The sequence below is a fragment of the Mycobacterium sp. IDUB_1 genome (assembly GCF_055419625.1).
This window is the reverse complement of record NZ_JBVAYA010000003.1, coordinates 413,814-433,465: the sequence shown is the minus strand read 5'-3', so window position 1 is coordinate 433,465 and position 19,652 is coordinate 413,814. Positions and strand designations below refer to the sequence as shown.

At 66.2% G+C, this 19,652-nt stretch carries 20 protein-coding genes; 11 read left to right on the top strand and 9 right to left on the bottom strand.

What is annotated here, in order from left to right; all coding sequences use genetic code 11:
- Nucleotides 1-12 precede the first annotated feature (12 nt).
- The 7 genes from ACZYYX_RS19375 (at nt 13) to ACZYYX_RS19345 (ending at nt 8,872) form a co-directional block, all read left to right on the top strand.
- Nucleotides 13-1,308, top strand: coding sequence for a PucR family transcriptional regulator (locus ACZYYX_RS19375; protein WP_463816219.1), 1,296 nt, complete (start codon nt 13-15; stop codon nt 1,306-1,308).
- Nucleotides 1,309-1,419: 111 nt separating this feature from the next.
- On the top strand, nt 1,420-2,379 hold the full coding sequence (locus tag ACZYYX_RS19370; RefSeq protein ID WP_463816218.1) for a fumarylacetoacetate hydrolase family protein: 960 nt from the start codon (nt 1,420-1,422) through the stop codon (nt 2,377-2,379).
- A 16-nt stretch (nt 2,380-2,395) separates the two neighbouring features.
- Nucleotides 2,396-3,091: a VOC family protein gene (locus tag ACZYYX_RS19365; protein WP_463816217.1), complete on the top strand. Its 696-nt coding sequence runs from the start codon at nt 2,396-2,398 to the stop codon at nt 3,089-3,091.
- Nucleotides 3,092-3,094: 3 nt separating this feature from the next.
- Nucleotides 3,095-4,912, top strand: coding sequence for an FAD-dependent monooxygenase (locus tag ACZYYX_RS19360; protein WP_463816216.1), 1,818 nt, complete (start codon nt 3,095-3,097; stop codon nt 4,910-4,912).
- Between the two features lie 23 nt (nt 4,913-4,935).
- Complete coding sequence (locus ACZYYX_RS19355) at nt 4,936-7,269, top strand: transketolase-like TK C-terminal-containing protein (RefSeq protein WP_463816512.1); 2,334 nt, start codon at nt 4,936-4,938, stop codon at nt 7,267-7,269.
- Between the two features lie 164 nt (nt 7,270-7,433).
- The gene (locus ACZYYX_RS19350; protein ID WP_463816215.1) at nt 7,434-8,672 is read left to right on the top strand and encodes a cytochrome P450; all 1,239 of its coding nucleotides are present in this window, start codon (nt 7,434-7,436) and stop codon (nt 8,670-8,672) included.
- Between the two features lie 2 nt (nt 8,673-8,674).
- Nucleotides 8,675-8,872, top strand: coding sequence for a ferredoxin (locus ACZYYX_RS19345; RefSeq protein WP_463816214.1), 198 nt, complete (start codon nt 8,675-8,677; stop codon nt 8,870-8,872).
- 405 nt (nt 8,873-9,277) lie between these two features.
- On the opposite strand, the gene ACZYYX_RS19340 is transcribed toward ACZYYX_RS19345, so the two are convergent.
- Nucleotides 9,278-9,631: a VOC family protein gene (locus ACZYYX_RS19340; protein ID WP_463816213.1), complete on the bottom strand. Its 354-nt coding sequence runs from the start codon at nt 9,629-9,631 to the stop codon at nt 9,278-9,280.
- A gap of 106 nt (nt 9,632-9,737) precedes the next feature.
- Nucleotides 9,738-11,972: a catalase gene (locus ACZYYX_RS19335; RefSeq protein WP_463816212.1), complete on the bottom strand. Its 2,235-nt coding sequence runs from the start codon at nt 11,970-11,972 to the stop codon at nt 9,738-9,740.
- A gap of 108 nt (nt 11,973-12,080) precedes the next feature.
- Here ACZYYX_RS19335 and ACZYYX_RS19330 point away from each other — a divergent pair, with 108 nt between their 5' ends.
- A complete protein-coding gene (locus ACZYYX_RS19330) occupies nt 12,081-12,794 on the top strand; it encodes a helix-turn-helix domain-containing protein (protein ID WP_463816211.1) in 714 nt (237 codons plus the stop codon).
- Here the strand turns inward: ACZYYX_RS19330 and ACZYYX_RS19325 are convergent.
- The 4 genes from ACZYYX_RS19325 to ACZYYX_RS19310 all read right to left on the bottom strand — a co-directional run bounded on the left by ACZYYX_RS19325 (nt 12,731) and on the right by ACZYYX_RS19310 (nt 15,404).
- A complete protein-coding gene (locus tag ACZYYX_RS19325; RefSeq protein WP_463816210.1) occupies nt 12,731-13,126 on the bottom strand; it encodes a VOC family protein in 396 nt (131 codons plus the stop codon). The genes ACZYYX_RS19330 and ACZYYX_RS19325 overlap by 64 nt on opposite strands.
- 74 nt (nt 13,127-13,200) lie before the next feature.
- Nucleotides 13,201-14,223 (bottom strand): LLM class flavin-dependent oxidoreductase, encoded by a 1,023-nt coding sequence (locus tag ACZYYX_RS19320; protein WP_463816209.1) that lies wholly within the window; start codon nt 14,221-14,223, stop codon nt 13,201-13,203.
- Between the two features lie 64 nt (nt 14,224-14,287).
- Nucleotides 14,288-14,980: a helix-turn-helix transcriptional regulator gene (locus ACZYYX_RS19315; protein ID WP_463816208.1), complete on the bottom strand. Its 693-nt coding sequence runs from the start codon at nt 14,978-14,980 to the stop codon at nt 14,288-14,290.
- A 19-nt stretch (nt 14,981-14,999) separates the two neighbouring features.
- Complete coding sequence (locus tag ACZYYX_RS19310) at nt 15,000-15,404, bottom strand: nuclear transport factor 2 family protein (protein WP_463816207.1); 405 nt, start codon at nt 15,402-15,404, stop codon at nt 15,000-15,002.
- 109 nt (nt 15,405-15,513) lie between these two features.
- Here ACZYYX_RS19310 and ACZYYX_RS19305 point away from each other — a divergent pair, with 109 nt between their 5' ends.
- Both ACZYYX_RS19305 and ACZYYX_RS19300 read left to right on the top strand, forming a co-directional pair.
- Entirely contained in the window at nt 15,514-16,218 is a 705-nt protein-coding gene (locus ACZYYX_RS19305) for a VOC family protein (protein WP_463816206.1), read from the top strand.
- A gap of 32 nt (nt 16,219-16,250) precedes the next feature.
- Nucleotides 16,251-16,601 (top strand): nuclear transport factor 2 family protein, encoded by a 351-nt coding sequence (locus ACZYYX_RS19300; protein ID WP_463816205.1) that lies wholly within the window; start codon nt 16,251-16,253, stop codon nt 16,599-16,601.
- On the opposite strand, the gene ACZYYX_RS19295 is transcribed toward ACZYYX_RS19300, so the two are convergent.
- The 3 genes from ACZYYX_RS19295 to ACZYYX_RS19285 all read right to left on the bottom strand — a co-directional run bounded on the left by ACZYYX_RS19295 (nt 16,594) and on the right by ACZYYX_RS19285 (nt 18,580).
- Entirely contained in the window at nt 16,594-17,487 is an 894-nt protein-coding gene (locus tag ACZYYX_RS19295; protein WP_463816204.1) for a helix-turn-helix transcriptional regulator, read from the bottom strand. The genes ACZYYX_RS19300 and ACZYYX_RS19295 overlap by 8 nt on opposite strands.
- Nucleotides 17,488-17,513: 26 nt before the next feature.
- Entirely contained in the window at nt 17,514-18,308 is a 795-nt protein-coding gene (locus ACZYYX_RS19290; RefSeq protein ID WP_463816203.1) for an SDR family oxidoreductase, read from the bottom strand.
- 122 nt (nt 18,309-18,430) lie between these two features.
- Entirely contained in the window at nt 18,431-18,580 is a 150-nt protein-coding gene (locus ACZYYX_RS19285; RefSeq protein ID WP_463816202.1) for a hypothetical protein, read from the bottom strand.
- 164 nt (nt 18,581-18,744) lie between these two features.
- Here ACZYYX_RS19285 and ACZYYX_RS19280 point away from each other — a divergent pair, with 164 nt between their 5' ends.
- Nucleotides 18,745-19,554 carry an LLM class F420-dependent oxidoreductase gene (locus tag ACZYYX_RS19280; RefSeq protein WP_463816201.1) on the top strand — a complete coding sequence of 270 codons (810 nt, stop codon included), beginning with the start codon at nt 18,745-18,747 and terminating at the stop codon, nt 19,552-19,554.
- Nucleotides 19,555-19,652: the final 98 nt, after the last annotated feature.

Sequence of the window (19,652 nt, the reverse complement as noted above, 5' to 3'; positions counted from 1 at the left end):
ACGTACCCGGCGATGAGACCCTGGTTCGCCGAGCTGGAAGCCTCGGCACCCGAGGCATTCCCCGCGAACTCCGTGTTGCCTGAGCGCGCCCAGATGCTCGCCGCGCAGTTGGGTCCCGGTCCGGTCGGCTGGGCTGTCGAACTGGGCGCATTCATGGCGGCGCGCGTCACCACCGCGATCCCGGAGCTGGCAGTGGACGTGATCGCCAGCGAGGTCGCAAAAGGGTGCGAAGCCGTGGCACTCGGTGCGCTGTCGTTGATCGCGCTTGACGACGACGTGTCTTTCGCGCAGATGCCCGAAATCCTCGCGGGGCCCACGGAGGTCGTGGCGCGCGGCATCGGCATCGAGCACATGCTCCGCAGCATTCATCTCGCCCATTCCACCGCGGTCGGCGTGCTGCTCGACGCTGCCGAACGTGTGGTACCGGAGGCGCAACGGTTCACCGAGATGCGGCGCATCAACGAGGCGCTGTTGGGCATCGTCGACGTCCTCACCACGCGCATGGCCGAGGAGTACACGCGCGCGCACGAGGAATGGATAGCGGGTTCGGCAGCTCTGCGCACCCAGATCGTCGAGGACCTGCTGGCCGGCAACGCTGTGCCCATGGACCGTGCCACCCGCATTCTCGGCTACGACCTGACTCGCTGGCATCTCGGAATCGTCGTGTGGACCGGGGCTGCGGCAACCGCGGAACCGACGCACCTGAAAGCCGTTGCGGCGCAGATGCTCTCCGCCGCCGGGTGTGCGTCGACCCTCGTACTCCCCGTAGGCGCGCAGCGGGTGTGGGCGTGGGGCTCGCGGACATCGACACCGCCTGAGCCCGTCATCCCCGCGATCTCACCGCCGCCGGGCGTTCGTGTCGCAATCGGAACGGCAGGGTCCGGTGTCGACGGTTTTCGGCAGAGTCACCGACGGGCCGCGGAGGCAGCGCGGCTCGGCTCGATGTCCACACGGCAGGACTGGGCGTTCCGTTATGAAGACGTCGACATCGTCGCGATGCTCAGCGCCGACCTGCCCGCCGCCCGGGAGTTCGTTCTGCGCGAACTGGGAGAACTGGCCGGCAGCGCCGATTCGACCAGAACAGTGCGTCACACGCTCAAGTGCTACCTCGATCGGGACCGGAGCCTGGCCGGTGCCGCAGCCGACCTCCAGATCGCGCGCAACACCGTCGCCTACCGGGTGCAACGCGCTGAACAACTCCGAGGTCAGCCCGCAACGGTGCGACGACTCCAGCTGCACGCCGCGCTCGCCCTTGCCGAAGAACTCGGTGACGCGGTGCTGCGGCCGGCGCCACACCCCTTGGACTGAGAGCTCAGCCTGCCCCGCCGAATCTGGATTCGAGCACAGGATTCGCCGGGTTGACGCGCAGTTGACTGGTCGTCGAGCCGGTCGAACGACCGGCAGACCCGGGAGTTGTCGATGGTCGTCCACCTCGTCCGATACGAGCTCGACAAGCGCGCTTCGTGGGGAGTACTCGACGGTGGTCACATCGCACCGCTGAGCGGTGACTACCCGCGCACCGCCGACCTGATCCGCCACGGCGAATCGGATTGGACGGCAGCGGCTTCGCGGCCCGCCGAGGTGAACGTGGCCGATGTCGCCCTGCTCTCCCCCGTCACCGTTCCGTGCCGGGTGATGTGCCAGGGCGCCAACTACCGTCAGCATGCCATCGAGTCCGGGATGGACCCCGACGCGCGCGAGTTCAATCTGTTCTTCGACAAGACCGACGCGGCCGTCACCGGACCGTGTGACCCGGTCACGCGGCCCGCTCATGTGAGCCTGCTCGACTACGAGATCGAACTCGCGCTGGTTCTGCGCGGTGGAGTCGACGCACCGGTCACCGTCACCGCCGAGAATCTGCACGAGTACGTCTTCGGAGTCACCATCGCCAACGACCTCTCCGCCAGAGACGTTCAGCTGCCGCAGGGACAATTCCTCAAGGGCAAGAGCTATCGCGGATTCTGCCCCCTGGGGCCGGTGCTGGCGGTGCTGGAGCCGGAAGACTTCCCGCTGTTGGACGATCTCGAGTTGCGACTGGAGGTCAACGGTTCGTTACGCCAGACCGACAACACCGCGAACATGCTCTACAAGCCCGCCGAAACGCTGCGCGAGCTGAGCGAATTCTGCAACTCCGACCCCGGAGACGTTCTGCTGACCGGCACCCCGCACGGCATCGTGGCGGGCTCGCCGCCGGCCGTGGTCCGACGCCTGGCCACCGCACTGCTTCCCGAGAACAAGCTATGGGCCGCATTCGTCAAGATGAACCAGCGCAAGCCGTATCTACGGCCCGGAGATGTCGTGACCGCCTCCATCCGCAACGCCGCCGGAACACTCGACCTGGGCACCCAGCGCACCACCATCACCGCCGCCAATCGCTGACAGGAGAACTCGAATCATGAGCGCGACACCTCATCCCTTGCAACATCCGTCGCAACCTGCCAAGGACGAAGACGACACCGTCCACGCGCCGGACCTCGACGAGCTGCCCGACCGCCTGGTGCCCGACTTCATCGCGCACTGGGTGGTCAAGACCGCGCGAAGCGCCGAGATGATCGAGTGGTACGGCCATGTCTTCGGCGCCCGTGTTGTTCACGAAGACAGTCAGATCGCCTTTCTCACATGGGATCACGAGAGCCACCGATTGGCATTGGTGAAACTCCCCCCACCGCTGCGTTATGTCTTCCCTCTGTCCCGGTGGCGCCGCAAGACCTACGGCATCGACCACCTGGCCTTCACCTTCGTCACGGTGGAGAAGTTGCTGCTGACCTACGAACGCCTCAAGGGCGTCGGCATCACCCCGGTGTGGGCCATCAATCACGGGCCCACGACCAGCCTCTACTACGAAGACCCCGAGGGGATCCGGCTGGAATTCCAGACCGAGAACTTCCCCACGGCGCAGCAGACGGCGGATTACTTCAACAGCAGGGACTTCGACGACAACCCGATCGGCACCAACATCGACCCGGACTATCTGCTCGAGCAGCTTCGCGGCGGTGCCGACCGACAGCAGCTCCTCACCCGGGGCGCCGGCACCCGTCCCGGCACCAAGCAGCGGTCCAACAAGCGCGCCATCACCTGGAAGACGCTGTGACACATGGCCAATGAACCAGTAATCATCGTCGGTGCCGGCGCCGCGGGGTCCACGATGGCGCTACTGCTGGCTCGCTACGGCGTCTCCAGCACGCTCATCGAAGAGCGTCACGACACGCGCCTTCACCCGGCTGCGCACGTCATCAACGCACGGACCTTGGAAATCTGGAATCAGGCCTCCCCTGCCTTGGGCGCCGCCCTGAACACGATCACACCACCGATCGACAGCGTCAACATCATCCGCTGGTGCACCGACGTCCGTTCTGATCCGATCGGGGAGATCGATCTGCTCTCCCAACCGGACCGACTCGCCGAGGTTCGCACCCACAGCCCCCATCTCATCTCGCACATCGGTCAACATCTGCTCATGCCGCAGCTGTGGAACGCCGTGGACAACGAGCCCCTCATCGATTTCCGCCGCGGCACCCGCGCGGAACTGGCCGGCAGAAGGGTGATTCTGCGGTCGGCGGGCAGCGATCCTGTTGTCGCCGTGCCCCGAATCGTCGTCGCCGCGGACGGCGCGAACAGCTCGTTGCGCGACGCCGCCGGTATCACCATGACCGGACCTGTCCTGGCCAATATGGGAAGTGTGTTCTTCCACGCACCCGGCCTCTACCCGACTGGCACGAGCCGACCGCTACTGAGCTGGATCTACCATCCGCGCTTCAGCGGGGTGATGATCGCCCACGCGGACGACGACTACGTGTTGATGACTCCGTATCTGCATGCCAGTCAGGCGATCGCGAGTGCGAGTCGTCGATACTGGAACGCGATCCTTCCCGACGTGATCGGATCCGAGGACTACCGAATTCGTTCGACCGGAACCTGGACCATGACCAAGCAGATCGCCGACCGATTCCGCCGGGGGCCGCTCCTCCTCGTCGGAGACGCCGCGCACCGATTCCCCCACACGGGTGGCTTCGGGCTCAACAGCGGCGTTCAGGACGCTCACAACCTCGCCTGGAAGGTTGCCGCTGTGCTGTGCGACGACGCACCGGACTCCTTGCTCGACACCTATGAGGCCGAACGACGGCCCGTCATCGAGCGGTTCGCCACGCAGAGCACCCACAACCACTTCACTCTCGACCAGGTCACCGCACCCCTGGGAATCACCAACCGATCGCTGCACCGCGCGACCGAGCTCATCGGCAAGCTGCCCTTGAACTGGGTCCCCCATCGGGTGATCGCGCGTGTCGCGGACGCACTGACCACGGCTCAGACGTCGCGAACTCGGCGTCTGCTCAAGGAGAACGCGCGCAGCACGCGACTGCGACGTCGGATGGCGGAGGCGATACCCGGGCAGGAAGAACACTTCGTGGCCAGCGGTCTGGAGTTCGGCTATGCCTACCGGAGTGCGCTGATCGACACCGCGGAAGGACCGTGTCCCGAAGGAGACGTCGCCCTGTACCACCCGACCACGCACCCGGGTGCGCGCCTACCACACGCGATCATCACCGACGAGAACGCGGCCGAATGGTCGACTCACGACAGGATCAGGCCGCGAGGACTCACACTGTTCACCGCCGACCCACACGGCTGGGCCGAGGCCCTCGCCGGCGCACCAGTATCCGCGCCGCTGTCGATCGTCGCCGTGGTCCGCACCGAGGCCGAAGGCCGCGCCGTCGACCTGCTCGAGGTCGGCGAGCACGGCGCCGTCGTGGTGCGACCCGATGGGCACGTGGTGTGGCGCTCCCGCACCGGCCCGACGTCGGTCGACGCACTCCGGACGTTTGTCGAGCGCTCGTGGAGTGAGGTCTACCCCCATGCGAGCACCCATTCCGGAGAACACTCCGCCGAGACCGAAGGACAGGTGACACAGTGACGCTCGCCCATCCGCCCGCGTCCGTGCCCGCTGCCACGGATCCGGCATTCGTGTCGGACCTCGACGAGATCGCCACGCGTGTCCTGTGGTTGTCGACGGCAATGGTGCACCACGCCAATCGGATACGCCCGAACCCGAGTGGCTTGAAAGTCGGTGGCCATCAGGCGTCGTCTGCGTCGATCGTGGGCATCATGACCTCGCTGTACTTCGGGCAACTCGAGGCCGGAGACAGGGTGTCGGTGAAACCCCATGCCTCCCCAGTGCTCCACAGCATCAATTACCTGCTCGGGTTACTCGACGAGCGCCACATGACCACCCTGCGAGAGTTCGGTGGGCTGCAGAGTTACCCGAGCCGGACCAAAGACCCCGACCCGGTCGACTATTCGACGGGGTCGGTGGGTATCGGAGCTACCGCGCCGATTTGGGCCACCTTTGCTCGACGCTATGTCGAAACTGCTTTCGGTGGAGCCGCATCCGGCCGCCAGTACTCTCTCGTCGGCGACGCGGAACTCGATGAGGGCGCGATCTGGGAAGCAGTACTGGATCCGGTGGTGCCGGAACTCGGCGAGATCGTCTGGATCGTCGACATGAATCGCCAGTCCCTGGACCGAGTGGTTCCCCACATCGCCTCGGGACGACTGGAGGCGATGTTCGCGGCCGCGGGATGGCAGGTCATCACCGTGAAGTTCGGAACTCTGCTCGAGACGTTGTTCAGCCGCCCGGGCGGCGACGACCTGCGCTCCCGCATCCTGACCATGCCCAATCCCGAATACCAACGCCTGCTGCGGTGTTCGGCCGAAGAACTGCGCACCAGGTTGCCCGGCGACGGGAAGGAATCGGCCGGAGTGGCCGCGGTGATCGCCGACCTCGACGATGCCACCCTCGTTCGGGCGATCGCCAATCTCGGCGGCCACGACCTCACGACGATGCTGGACGCCTACCAGCAGATCGACGACACCCGCCCCACAGTCATCCTCGCCTACACCATCAAGGGTTATGGCCTGCCCGTTCAAGGACATCCCCAGAACCACTCGTCGCTTCTGACCGACGAACAGTTCGCCGAGCTGGCTCACACCGTGGGCGAGGATCCGCAGCAGCCCTTTCGCCGGTTCGATCCTCAGTCGGCACACGGCCGGCTGTGCCGGCGGGTCGCCGAACGCTTACGTCGGGAGGACGTTCGCCGCGTCGAACCACCACGGGTGCCGACTGACATCGGGCGCACCCCGCCGGCACTGTCCAATACCCAGAGTGCACTGGGACGTACGCTGCTCGACCTCACCCGCGACGCGCCGGACGTGGCACGGCGCGTGGTCACTGTGAGCCCGGATGTCAGCTCGAGCACCAACCTGGCGGGCTGGCTGAACAAGGTGGGCGTGTGGTCGCCGTCGGAGCGGCCGGATTGGTTCGCCGATGACGCCGACACCATCATGCACTGGCGTGAACGACCGACGGGCCAACACATGGAGCTCGGCATCGCCGAGGTCAATCTGGTCGGCCTACTGGGCGAGCTGGGTGCCACGTGGAGCCGATGGGGTCAACCCCTGTTTCCCATCGGCGTGCTCTACGACCCGTTCGTCGAACGCGCACTGGAACCCTGGTCCTTCGGGATCTACGCCGGTGGGCAGTCCATCCTGGTCGGCACCCCGTCCGGGGTCACGCTGGCTGCCGAAGGTGGCGCGCACCAGTCGATCACGACGCCGTCCATCGGTCTCGAGCAGCCTGGCTGCATCAGTTACGAGCCGGCTTTCGCCACAGAAGTCGAGTGGATCCTGCTGCATTGCATCGCCCATCTGGGCAGACCCGACGGAACATCGTCCTACCTACGGCTGTCCACTCGTCCGGTGCGTCAGGAGTTGGCCGGAATTCCTTCAGATCCCGCCGCCCGGGACCGCCGTCGCCGCCATGTCCTCGCCGGTGCGTACACCTTGCGTCCGGCCGTCACGCCCGCCGTCTGCATCGCGGCCGTGGGTGCCTTGGTCACCGAAGCCGTGGACGCTGCGAACCGGCTCGCGGATCTGGGCGTCGAGGCAGAAGTCGTCTGCGTGACGAGCCCCGACCTGCTCTACCGCGCCCTTCGTGCTCGCGATGGGCTGGCCGAGGAGCCAGCGTGGATTCTGGATCAGGTCTTCCCGGCCGAGCGAGCCGCACCGATGGTCACGGTGCTCGACGGGCACCCTCACACCTTGGCATTTCTCGCGACGATCAATCGGGTGCGGTGTAAGTCGTTGGGAGTCAGCTCATTCGGGCAGGTCGGGGACCTCGAATCCGTGTACCGCTATCACGGCATCGACACCGACAGCATCGTCGTTGCGGCGCTCGATCTGTGCGCCCACCTCGGTGGAAAGACAGGGACATGAGCGCGGGGCTGCCGTCGTTGCATCCGAGGGCAACCCGGTGCGACATCCCTGGTCTGCAGTCCAGGACATGACTGGCACGTTCCCTGTTTGCTGAGACGGTGACCCGAGAACAGCGCGACGAACACGCCACGCGGTGCCCGCACTCGCTTGCGTCGCTTACGGAAATGCAATCAGCGCACTCACTTTCGAGCCAGCCCCTACCTGTCTACGACCGCGATGTCTTCTCGGCGTCGGCGATCGCGGATCCGTACCCGCACTATGCGGCACTGCGTGAGCTCGGTTCTGTGGTGTGGTTGAGCAGGCACCGGATGTACGCCGCTGCGCGCTACGATTCGGTGCGCGCCGCACTCGCCGATGACGATTCGTTTCGGTCAGGGAATGCGGTTGCGATGACCCGCCTCGCCCAGCTGACCGGTCGCAAGACGACCATCGTCAGTGACGGCGAGCCACATCGAGCGCGCCGCGCGTTGGTCACCGCACGCCTGACACCGCGGGCTCTGAGGTCGCTGAAGCCCGATATCGAGTCGATGGCTGCTGACATCGTCGACAGTGCGATCCGAAAGGGTCGAGTCGACGGTGTGGCCGACATGGCCCTGGCGATGCCGATGACCGTCGTGCCCGACATGATGGGATGGCCGGCCCGAGGTCGGGACAATCTGCTGTCCTGGGGAGTCGCCGCCTTCGACTACGCCGGGCCGGCCAACAGGCTGTTCCTGCGGTCCCTGCCCGGGGTCATCGCAATGCGGCTGTTCGTCGCGAGGTTGGTGCGCACGGGCGACGTCGCGCCCGGTGGCATCGCCGACGAACTGCTGCAGGCCGTCGAGACCGGCGCCCTGACGAAGTCCCAGTGCGCCTTGCTGCTGATCGATGTGCTTGCACCCTCGATCGACACCACCGCCAGCATCATCGCCGCTGCTGTGCAGCTCTTCGCCGACCATCCCGAGCAGTTCGAAGACCTGCGCCGCGACCGCACGCTGATGTCGAACGCCGTGAACGAGGTGGTTCGGCACGCGTCCCCGTTGCGGGCCTTCACTCGACGCGTGAACGGTGCGACCTCGCTTGCGGGCCACGTCATCCCGGGTGGTTCGCAACTGCTGGTCCTCTTCGCTTCGGCGAACCGCGACGGAGCCGTGTTCGGTGAGGCGGACAGGTTCGACATTCACCGCGACACGACAGGACAACTCGGCTTCGGGCACGGGACCCACACCTGCGGCGGTCAGGGCCTGGCCCGGATGGAGACCGCGGCGATCCTGTCGGCGTTGTGTGACCGGGTCGAGCGAATCCGTCGCATCGGCCCTGGGGTACGAGCGATCAACAACATCATCTACCGCTGGGAATCGCTGCCGGTGGAACTCATCCCACGGCGACCGAAGGCCGCCTCATCTCAAAAGAAGGAGAGCTGATCGTGCACATCGACGTCGCATGGGATCTCTGTGAGGGCCACGGCCTGTGCACCGAACGGGCCCCGGAGTTATTCGAACTGGACGACGACGGTCAGCTGATGTTCAGCCACGAGAACGAGTCGATTCCCGATCATCTCCAGAATCACGCCGCGTCGGCGGTCACGGCCTGCCCGCTCGCCGCGTTGCGGGCACGGGACTGACGTCCAGCGTCCTCGCGAAAGACGGCAACGCTGACGGTTGGCCGGTGCACGCTTCCGACGACATGACGCCGCGGCTCGTCCTTGAGAGCGCTCGGGTGAGCGGACCGCGCTGGCCGACGGTCTCCGACAACTGATCAGCGCGTTCGACAATCCCGACTTCGTCGATGTGGTGATCCACGCATATCGCCACAACTTCGGTACAGCACAGGGTGATCCGCGGTATGCGTTCATTCGCGTGTCACTCGCGCGCCGGCCGGTCATCCCCCTGCCCGTCAGGACCCTGGACGGGGTGCACGATCCCATCACACTGGGCGGGACCGCGGATCACGTGCTGACTGTGGCCGGGTGGTCGGGTGTCACGTAACGACCCGCGCTTCGGGGGACCTCGAGCTGAACTGTAGGTGCCTAGGACGGCGGCTCGTACACCTGAAGATCGTTGCCCTCTGAGTCCCTGAAGGAGGCAATCCGGCCCCACGGGTGATCGCTGATGTCACCGACGAACGACACACCTTCGGCCTTCAATCGCGACACCTCATCGTCGATACTGCCGTCTGGCTGGAACGTCAGCAGCGCGCCACCACCGCCGTCCGCTCCGGTCGACTCGCGAGCGTTGAGGCCGATCATCAACCCGTTGGCGTCCAACTCGGACCACTCGTCCGTCTCTTTCTTCACCTCGAGACCGAGGGTGTCGCTGTAGAAGCTCAACGCGCGCTTCATGTCCTTGACCGGTAACCACACCGTTGCCACGCCTGACGCCATGTCCTGCACCTCCGTTTATCGTTCACTGACCCCCGTGCGATACCCCCTGACAGCGCCGTGAGTCCCTGCCATTTCTGACATCTCGACTCATCGGCGCCGTCCGGGTTCAGACTGCGACGTCGCGGCTCCACACCCGGTGCTCGCCGAGACTCTCGATCAGTGAGGCGGCGAGCGCTGAGGCCTCGGACCCGCTCAACACACCCTCAGCGCCGTCGGTCACCCCAGCTCGCGTCAGCAGGTCTGTGCCCTGCGGCAGGACCGCGATGCCCTTGAAGTGCCGGAACACCTCGTCGACGAGGATCTTGGCCTGGACAGTGCCGGGCGAGCCGGCGACGACCAGGGCATCGAATTCGATCGACCGCGCGGTCGCATACGTGCGAGTGATCGGTACGCTGCCGCCATCGTGGGCCAGCGTGCCGCCGTGCGGCGCGATCACCAGGGGTACCAGCTTCGCCGCCCCGAGCGCGTCGACCACGGTCGAGACGTCGCTGACGTCGGAGTCGGGACCGACGAGTATGCCGATGTTGCGGCCTTCCACCGGCCACTGCCGGCCCACCTGACTCACCGCCGGGCTCAGCACAGTCGGCTCGGCGGGCGGCACGGTGGGTGCCGGCGGCTCGAGACCCAGCCCCGCGGCGACCGTCGCGCACAGCTCGGTGTCGATGTTCGCCAGCACCGCCAGCTGCCGCTCCTTGACCGCCTGCTCGTAGCACTTGCCCAGTTCGAACGTGTACGCGTCGGCCACATGGGCCTGCTCGACAGGACTGAGGCTGCGGTAGAACATCGTCACCTGGCTGAAGTGGTCATCGTAGGAGGCCGGGGCCGCACGGACTTTCGTCGATTCGGTCACCACGGCGGGCGCCTCGATGAACGCGCCGGTATCGGCGCCGGCGAAGAACGGGCATCCGCCGTCGAGTGAATTCGGGTGGTAGGGCGCAACGCCCGGATGCACGCCGTGTTGGTGGAAACCGTCGCGGAGCATGTCGTTGACGGGTGCGTGCGGACGGTTGATCGGGATCTGCCCGAAGTTCGGGCCGCCCAGCCGGCTGAGTTGAGTGTCCAGGTACGAGAAGAGTCGAGCCTGCAGCAGCGGATCGTCGGTGACGTCGATACCCGGAACGAGGTGTCCGGGATGGAAAGCCACCTGCTCGGTCTCGGCAAAGTAGTTGGTGGGATTGCGATTCAGCTCCATGGTCCCGATCACCTGAACCGGCGCCAGTTCTTCGGGCACCAGCTTGGTGGGGTCGAGCAGGTCGATGCCCTCGAACATCTGATCCGGGGTGTCCGGCATGACCTGCACACCGAGCTCCCACTGGGGGTACGCGCCCTTCTCGATAGCATCGGCGAGGTCGCGGCGGTGGAGATCGGGATCCATTCCGGCCGCGATTTGCGCCTCCTCCCACACGAGCGAGTGCACACCGAGGCGCGGCTTCCAGTGGAACTTGACCAGAGAGGTCGAACCATCTGGACCCGTGAGCCGGAACGTGTGGACGCCGAAGCCCTCCATCATGCGATAGGACCGCGGAATTCCTCGGTCGGACATGTTCCACATGGTGTGCGCCTGGGCTTCGGTGTGAAGGGACACGAAGTCCCAGAAGGTGTCGTGCGCGCTCTGGGCCTGAGGTATCTCGCGATCGGGGTGGGGTTTGGCGGCATGGACGACGTCGGGGAATTTGATGCCGTCCTGGATGAAGAACACGGGAATGTTGTTGCCGACGAGGTCGAACGTGCCCTCGTCGGTGTAGAACTTCGTCGCGAAACCGCGGGTGTCGCGGACGGTGTCCGCTGATCCGCGAGACCCAAGCACCGTCGAGAAGCGCACGAAGACATCGGTTTTCGCGCCCGACGTCAGGAAGCCAGCGGCAGTGATCTTTTCGGCGGCGCCGTTGGCCTGGAACACGCCGTGTGCGGCCGCGCCGCGGGCGTGGACCGCGCGCTCCGGGATTCGCTCGTGATCGAAGTGGGTGATCTTCTCCCGCAGGTGATGGTCCTGCAGGAGTGTCGGCCCCCGCCGTCCGGCCTTCAGAGAGTGGTCGGTGTCGTACAGGCGCGCGCCCTGGGCCGTGGTGAGGTACTCCCCCTGCTGTCCGCGGGCGGTCTGACCGCCACCGACGGCCGTGCCTGTCGCAGTCCGGAGATCGGGTCCGCCCTGATCCGGCTTCGGCGGTAGCGGCTCGCGCGCAGATGTCGGCTCATCGAAGGGAGCCGGCTCCGGTCCCGGTGCGCCGGGAATGTAGCTCGGACTGTGCTGCTGCATCCGTTCGGCGACCTCTACCACTTTGTCTTTCGCGTCCTTGACGACGCTCTTGATGGTTTCCTTGGCTCCGCGGTCTGCGGCCATTGCGCCCCCTCTGTCGTGGGCGGGCACCACTGCATGTGCCCACTCAGGTCGACCGCCCGGCTTCCCGCTCCGGTGCCGCCTAAACGCCGGGTCGCTAACCTGACGGTGATGAGTTACTCCGAGTTCGCGGCACCAGTGCCGCTCGAGAATCTTGCGGAGTGCCGGTGGGTGGCCGAAGCTGCCGGCGCGGCACGCATCCTGCCCGACGGATGTATGGATCTCATCGAGATGGATGGCGACGTGGTGATCGCCGGACCGGACGCCACCGCTCATGTCACCGGTCACCGCAGTGCGGGCGCCACCGGAATCCGGTTCCGCCCTGGTGCGTTACCCCGCCTGCTCGGGATTCCCGCTTCTGAATTCGTCGGCGCCCGTGTGGTACTCAGCGATGTGCGATATGACGTTCCGCGCGGCACGATGCTGGATGTGGCGACGCATCTGCTGACCCGAGATGCCGTCGCCGACACCGCGCCGTGGCCGGCGGCACAACTGGCCCATGTCACGGCTCGGTTCGCTGCAGGTGCGTCGGCCACGTCGGTGGCACAGGAGATCGGCTGCTCGACACGGACGTTGCACCGGCACTGCACGGCTGTGTACGGATACGGCCCATCGACGCTGCGGCGCATCCTGCGGTTCCGTGCAGCGGTCCACAAGCTGAGAGCCGGTGATACGGCCGCGGACGTGGCGCAGGTGAGCGGGTACGCAGATCAGGCGCACCTCTCGCGGGAGATGCGCGAGTTCGCGGGCGTCTCCGTTCGTCAGTTTGTCAGTGCCGCAAACAAATCGACCGAGGTTCCGTCGGGATCCAGCACCGTCGCATAGCGCTGCCCCCACGGGGCGTCGAACGGCTCCAACGATGCGGGATGTCCGGCTGCGGTCAGCCGGCTGAACACCGCATCGACGTCTGCAGGCCGGTCGAATCCGAACGCGAGGGCGACGCGCCCCGCCGACGTCGGCGGGGCCCACCCGGGGTGCATGCCCGCGATCGTGTCCTCCGTGTCGAGCATCAGACGGTTCCCACCGGGAAGTTCGATGTCGATGTGAGGGCCGTCGCCGGCAGGGACGACCAGACCGACCAAGCGGTAGAAACGGACGGACGTGTCCAGGTCGGCGGTCACGATCTCGACGGCGGCAGCAAGGGGGCGAATGTGCATACGCGTGACGTTAGATCGCCGTCACACCACTGTCTTGAACGAATCGGACATGACAGCGGCGCCCCTCGAATCCGTCACCGCCACCCGAGTTCTGGCGCGACATGGGTGAGCACGCTCTCGATCACGTGCGCGTTGTAGTCGACGCCGAGCTGATTGGGGACCGTCAGCAGCAGAGTGTCAGCCGCGGCGATCGCCTCGTCCTCGGCGAGCTGGGAAATGAGCTTGTCGGGCTCGCCCGCATAGGTTTTACCGAAGCGGGCTTTGCCGCCGTCGAGAAACCCGACCTCGTCGGCGCTGTTGCGGTTGTGCCAGAACAGTTGCTTGTCCAGGTCGTTGACGATCGGAAAGATGCTGCGGCTCACCGAGACACGCGGTTCGCGCTGGTGACCTGCCGCGCGCCATGCGTCCCGGAAACGCTGAATCTGCTCGGCCTGCAGCTGATGGAAGGGCACGCCCGTGTCTTCGGTCAGCAGCGTGGAGCTCATCAGGTTCATCCCCTGCTGGGCCGTCCACTCCGCAGTGGATCGACTGCCTGCACCCCACCAGATCCGTTCTCGCAAACCGGGCGAGTGCGGCTCGACTCTCAGGAGACCGGGCGGGTTCGGGAACATGGGGCGGGGATTGGGGTGCGCGAACCCTTCCCCCTTCAAGACCTCGAGGAATACCCGCGTGTGTTCGCGCGCCATCGCGGCGCCGTCGGTGTCGTCATCGCCGGGTTGGTAGCCGAAGTAGCGGTAGCCGTCGATCACCTGCTCGGGCGATCCACGGCTGATGCCGAGTTGGAGTCTGCCGCCGGAAATCAGATCAGCAGCACCTGCGTCCTCGGCCATGTAGAGCGGATTCTCGTATCGCATGTCGATGATGCCGGTGCCGAGTTCGATGCGATCGGTGCGGGCAGCCGCTGCGGCGAGCAACGGGAACGGCGAGCCGAGCTGCCTGGCGAAGTGGTGCACGCGGAAGTACGCACCATCGGCACCCACCTCTTCGGCGGCCACTGCGAGTTCGACCGACTGCAGCAGGGCGTCCGCTGCGGAGCGCACCTTCGAGTGAGGGCTGTCTGACCAGTGCCCGAAGGACAAGAAGCCGATCTTTTTCACAGCTCCCTCAACCACCTCGAGACGGGCCCAATTCCCCGGCGGTGTGCTGCCCAGCCCCGCACACTCACCCGAGCCGACGAGTGCGCCACCGCGACAGGTCGGCATCGAGCACCGCAGGATCCCGTTCGGAAAAGACTTCGTCGGTGATCTCCAGGTGCCGGATACGGTCGAGGTGGAAACCTCTGATGCCTTTGCGCAAGCGACACCACCCGACGAATACCCAGGCATCACCACCGCGTAGCAGCCCCATCGCCTCGACGTCCCGCTTGGTGCGAGTGTGTCCGTCTTCGGCGACGTATTCGAGCCGAACCACCCTGCGGGCGGCGATCGCTTCGGGAACGAGCGCGATCGCCGCCTCCGTCGGAGGTTCGGCGTCGATGACGAACATCGATGCCAACGCCTCGTCGACCGGCGCCAACTGATCCTCTCTGCTGATCGCGAGGACCTTCGCCCGAGCCCGCCGGGCCGCCGCACCGTACGGCGAGGTCTCGAGGAGGGCGAGCCCAGCCAGCGCCGCCAACGACTCCGTGACCGTCAGATTCAACGGAGGTAGGGAGTGTTCGCGAAGGATCGAGTATCCGCCCGAAGCCCCGCGATCGGCATAGATCGGGACGCCCGCCAGCTGAAGTGACTGGATGTCACGCTCGATCGTGCGCTTGGACACCGCGAATTCCTCAGCGAGCCGTGCAGCAGACATCGGTCGGCGTGATCCCCGCATGAGGTCGACCAGCGCGTACAACCGCTCCGCCCGCCTCATGACGCAAGTCTCCCCGATCTCAGGCGCGGTGCGGCCGCGTTCCGCCCACCGACCACACCTGTCTGATCAACCCGTCGTCCGTGAAGTCGAAGACATCGACCCCTCCGGCACGGACGTCTCCGGTTCGCACGTCCCACAGCAGTCGCCCGTGCGCACCGTCCACGGCCCGGCTCACCTCGGTGAAGACCACGTCTGGATGGCGCCCGCGATACACATCGAGGTATCGGGCGAAGCTCTCCGCGCCGAGGACGTCGTCACCCGGGTTCGAGCCGTCGATCTCGGAGTTCAGGAAGTGAATCCGGAAATCGTCACTGCAGATGCGGCGGGCGATCTCGCCGCCGCTGTTCCACATCGTCAGCCACACTGCGAGCGCCGCATCCGCGGTCGCTTCGATCGTCGTCATCGTGATTGCGTTCTCGGTCATACCGACAGCATCGGGCAGCCCCGCGACAACGGTATGTCGGCATTCGAAGAGAAACCACATCTGCTGCAGCACTGCCGAGTCCAGGCAGGGGAAGCGCTACCGTCGGGGCGTGGGCGTCGACCGCATGACCGTGGTGGTGGAATCACGGAATCCGCAGCTGCTGGGCGAGTTCTGGGCGCAACTGCTCGGGTGCCGTCTCCGCGCCGACGCCGGTAGCTGCGTGATAGAGGTCGCCCACCGCACTGTCCTCCTGTTCCTCCCGTCGGCGGCGTTGCACCACGAACCCCACCGCCAGCACCTGGACGTGGCCTCGGCATCGCTGACACACCAGGCAGCGTTGGTCGCGCGAGCACTGGCCCTGGGCGCCCAGCATGTCGACATCGGTCAGGGTGACGTGCCGTGGCGTGTGATGGCCGATCCCGAAGGCAACCTTTTCTGCGTCCTGGAACCGCGCGAGGAGTATCTCGACTCCGGTCCTCTCGCGGCGGTCGTCACGCAGGCGAGGCAACCGCAGACCGTCGGCCGGTTCTGGGCTGCGCTCGTCGACGCACCGGTGACCGGGAGCGATTCCGAGCTCACGTCCGTGCAGTGCGGCTCGTCCGGGCCGGCGTTGGAGTTCGTCAGGCACTCGAATCCCCCAGACGGAAGAGGTCGCCTCCACCTGCGGTTGGCACTCACGGGTCGGCCTCCCGATCCGTCGGCCCGAACCGATGCGGTGGACCCCTGCCCCCTCTGCGGAGGCTCGTATGAGGCTGCGACCGACCCGGAGCAGAACCATCTCTGCGTGTCCGGTCGCCAACCGGAAAAGCAGTAGACGGCGCCATCTTCGGCTCGTTAGCGTGCCGCATGGGGATCGATGCCGAGACGTTCAGCCAGCAGTGGGTCGACGCGTGGAACGCTCACGACGTGGACGCAGTCCTCGACCACTTCGACGACGCGGTCGTGTTCACCTCGCCGGTCGCCGCGCAGGTGCTCCCGGCGACCGGCGGCCGGGTCGAAGGCAAAGCGGCGTTACACGACTACTGGGTCCGTGCGCTGAGTCTGCGCCCCGATCTGCATTTCACCCTCGAGGCCGTCTACCAAGGCGTCGACGTCATCGTCATCAACTACCGAAACCAGCGGGGCGGGCTCGTCAACGAAGTCCTGCGCTTCGCCGGCGATTTCGTCATCGAGGGGCACGGAACGTATCTCATCTGACAGGTGCGCCGATTCCTGTCGCGGCAGACTGCCCGCGAGCCCATGCAGCCAATTCCGCAATCTTCGCCGCTGCTTCTCCGACAGCCGGCACCGTGTAGACATTCAACTGCAGTCCCGGATCGCTGGGCAGATCCATGGATTCGTAGTTCAACTCGAGCCGGCCCACCACCGGATGGTTCACGCGTTTGGACCCCGAGCCGTGCAGCCGGACATCCTGCGAAGCCCACTGCTGCCGAAACACCGCACTGCCGGCGGATAATTCGCCGATCAGCGCATCGAGCTGCCCGTCGTGTGGATTGCGCCCGTACTCCAACCTCAGCACCGCCGCCATGTTGTGCACCACCTTGTCGTAGTCGACGAAGAACTTCTGTGCCTCAACGGAGTCCAGGTACACGAAGCGGGCGGTGTTGGCGGGTCGTCGGGGATCGGACAGAACCGGCGAATACAGCGCGCGCCCGAGATCGTTCATCGCGAGCACATCGTGGCGAGCATTGCGGATCCACGCCGGGGCGCCGGTAAAGGCGGCGAGCATCTCGTGCAGCTCCGGACGTACGGAGACGCACGATGACGGCAGGGACCGATCACCCGGTGTTCCCGATCGGCGCGCGAGGCGGAACAGGTGCTCGTGCTCCGCGGCGTCGAGTTGCAGCGCCGTGGCGAGCGCCTCGAGGACACCGTCGGAGGTTCCGGCCAGACTCCCGCGCTCGATGCGTACGTAGTACTCGACCGAGACGCCCGCGAGCATCGCGACCTCCTCCCGTCGCAGGCCTTTCACACGACGGCGACGCCCGTACGCAGACAAGCCGGCCGTCTCCGGAGCAATGCGGGCTCGGCGCGACGTCAAGAACTCTCGGATCTCGGCGCGTAGATCCAGGCTGACCTCCATCCGCCCCACTGTAGGTCCGAAGGACGTCACGCCGTCGTCGCGATGCCTCCGTCGACGGGGATGACAGCACCGGTCAGGTAGGCGCCTGCCCTGCTCGCGAGAAACACCGCGACGCCCGCCATGTCGTCGTCGCGACCGATGCGGCGCAGCGGAGCCGACGCCGCGATCGACTCCCCCAGTGCATCCAGCGTTTCGGCCATCATGGCCGACGGGAACGGTCCCGGGGCCACCGCGTTCACCGTGATGTGCTGTGGCCCCAATTCGAGGGCGAGCGCCCGGGTCAGCTGATGCAGAGCGGCCTTGCTACTGGAGTAGGAGTAATTGGGCCGACGTGGGACGTGGATGGCGGCGATGCTGCCGATGTTGATGATCCGTGCAGGATCGTCGGCGGTCCCGGCGCTCCGAAGTGCCGGTAGGAGACCCTGCACCAGCCAGAACGGGGCCTTGAGGTTGAGATCGATGACCGTGTCCCAGGCAGCGTCGGGGAAACTGTCCAGCGGTTCATCCCACAGGGCGCCCGCGTTGTTGACGAGGATGTCGAGTCGTCCGCCTTCCGCAGTGACGATGTCGACCAGCCGCGTGCACTCCTCGTGCATCGACAGATCGGCTGGCACGGCGCTCACCTCGCCGAATGCGGACAGGTCCGCCTCCGCACGAGCGCATGCGTCGTCGCTACGGGAACTGACGACGACCGCGGCGCCCGCCTGAAGCAGGCCGCGCGCGATCATCAGACCGATGCCCTTCGTACCCCCCGTGACAAGCGCGCGCTTGCCCGTCAGATCGAAGAGATCGTGATGCGCCGAGAACTGGTTGATGACCACGTGTCGCCTTTCCGCGCTTGCCGGCACCGCTGGATCGATGCCGCTTCGCACGCTAGGCGGTAGGCCAGACGTCAGGCAGATGCCCGCGATACGGGTACTGCCAGGCCCCCTCTTGGTGCGGGTCAGCGTTGCTCGTTGGCATCCCCCGGGTGGGGAACGTTGTTCTCGTCGACGTAAGCGGAGTGCTCGGTGTCGACCCCCTCGTGATCGCGCGGCCCGTCATTGGAGCCTGCCGGCTCGACGGCGTCGGCAGCGTCGCTGGGCATCGTCATGTTCGCGGAGTCCTCTCTGGGGGCAAGATCGCCGACTCGGCGATTCGTGCCAGAGTGCCCAGTCTGTGCGGCGCTGAACCCGCATCGCCGCTCGGGTCGGAATAAACGAGCCGGCTTCGGAATTGGCTCAAGAGTCGCCCCCCTCCCCCGACTCAGGAGCACCCATGACCCGTCCCGTCCGTGTAGCCGTACAGATTCAGCCCGGCGGAACGCCTGACTACCGCAGCTGGCGCGATGCCGTGGTCGCTGCCGACGATCTCGGGGTCGACGTGATCTTCGGCTACGACCACTTCCACCGCCCGGTGATGGACGCCCTGGTCGACGGCAAGCCCGTGCTGTCCGAGGTGCAACCCGACGTCGCCAACTTCGAGGGATGGACGGCGCTGGCGTCGTGGGGCGAGATCACCTCGCATGCCGACATCGGGCTGCTCGTGACCGGCGTGGGTTACCGCAACCCTGACCTGCTGGCGGACATGGCGCGCACGGTCGATCACATCAGCGGCGGTCGTCTCATCCTCGGCCTCGGCGCCGGCTGGTACGAAAAGGACTACACCACTTACGGATACGACTTCGGCACCTTCGGATCCCGTTTCGACCTGTTCGACGAGAGCCTGATCCGCATCGAGAATCGGCTCGCCGCGCTGATCCCGCCGCCCGTGCGCAAGCTGCCGATCCTCATCGGCGGCACGGGACCCAAGCGCTCTCTCCCCGCCGTCGCCCGTCATGCCGACATCTGGCACGCATTCGCCGAACTCGACACGTTCCGCCGGCTCAGCGACCGGGTCGACGAGCTGGCCGCAACGTTCGGCCGCAGCGGCGCGGACATCGAACGCTCGACGCTCTGGCAGAACAGGCACACCGCGGACAGCTTCCGCGAGGCCGGTGTCACGTTGTTCCAGACCGAGCTCACCGCCGACGACGGCTACGACCTCGGTCCGCTCAAAGACGTGCTCGCCTGGCGCGACGACAAGTGATTCGCGTATCGGCACACCTGGCGAGCGCTCGCTGATACGTTGGCTGCAGCCAGCGCAAGCTGCGGGGAGGAAGTCAGAAATGGGCATCAGCCACGAGA

Bases quoted from the DNA above. Each gene is read 5' to 3' on its own strand.
- ACZYYX_RS19375 (WP_463816219.1), top strand. From the start codon at position 13: ATGAGACCCTGGTTCGCCGAGCTGGAAGCCTCGGCACCCGAGGCATTC.
- ACZYYX_RS19370 (WP_463816218.1), top strand. From the start codon at position 1,420: ATGGTCGTCCACCTCGTCCGATACGAGCTCGACAAGCGCGCTTCGTGG.
- ACZYYX_RS19365 (WP_463816217.1), top strand. From the start codon at position 2,396: ATGAGCGCGACACCTCATCCCTTGCAACATCCGTCGCAACCTGCCAAG.
- ACZYYX_RS19360 (WP_463816216.1), top strand. From the start codon at position 3,095: ATGGCCAATGAACCAGTAATCATCGTCGGTGCCGGCGCCGCGGGGTCC.
- ACZYYX_RS19350 (WP_463816215.1), top strand. From the start codon at position 7,434: ATGCAATCAGCGCACTCACTTTCGAGCCAGCCCCTACCTGTCTACGAC.
- ACZYYX_RS19340 (WP_463816213.1), bottom strand. From the start codon at position 9,631: ATGGCGTCAGGCGTGGCAACGGTGTGGTTACCGGTCAAGGACATGAAG.
- ACZYYX_RS19335 (WP_463816212.1), bottom strand. From the start codon at position 11,972: ATGGCCGCAGACCGCGGAGCCAAGGAAACCATCAAGAGCGTCGTCAAG.
- ACZYYX_RS19330 (WP_463816211.1), top strand. From the start codon at position 12,081: ATGAGTTACTCCGAGTTCGCGGCACCAGTGCCGCTCGAGAATCTTGCG.
- ACZYYX_RS19325 (WP_463816210.1), bottom strand. From the start codon at position 13,126: ATGCACATTCGCCCCCTTGCTGCCGCCGTCGAGATCGTGACCGCCGAC.
- ACZYYX_RS19315 (WP_463816208.1), bottom strand. From the start codon at position 14,980: ATGAGGCGGGCGGAGCGGTTGTACGCGCTGGTCGACCTCATGCGGGGA.
- ACZYYX_RS19310 (WP_463816207.1), bottom strand. From the start codon at position 15,404: ATGACCGAGAACGCAATCACGATGACGACGATCGAAGCGACCGCGGAT.
- ACZYYX_RS19300 (WP_463816205.1), top strand. From the start codon at position 16,251: ATGGGGATCGATGCCGAGACGTTCAGCCAGCAGTGGGTCGACGCGTGG.
- ACZYYX_RS19295 (WP_463816204.1), bottom strand. From the start codon at position 17,487: ATGGAGGTCAGCCTGGATCTACGCGCCGAGATCCGAGAGTTCTTGACG.
- ACZYYX_RS19285 (WP_463816202.1), bottom strand. From the start codon at position 18,580: ATGACGATGCCCAGCGACGCTGCCGACGCCGTCGAGCCGGCAGGCTCC.
- ACZYYX_RS19280 (WP_463816201.1), top strand. From the start codon at position 18,745: ATGACCCGTCCCGTCCGTGTAGCCGTACAGATTCAGCCCGGCGGAACG.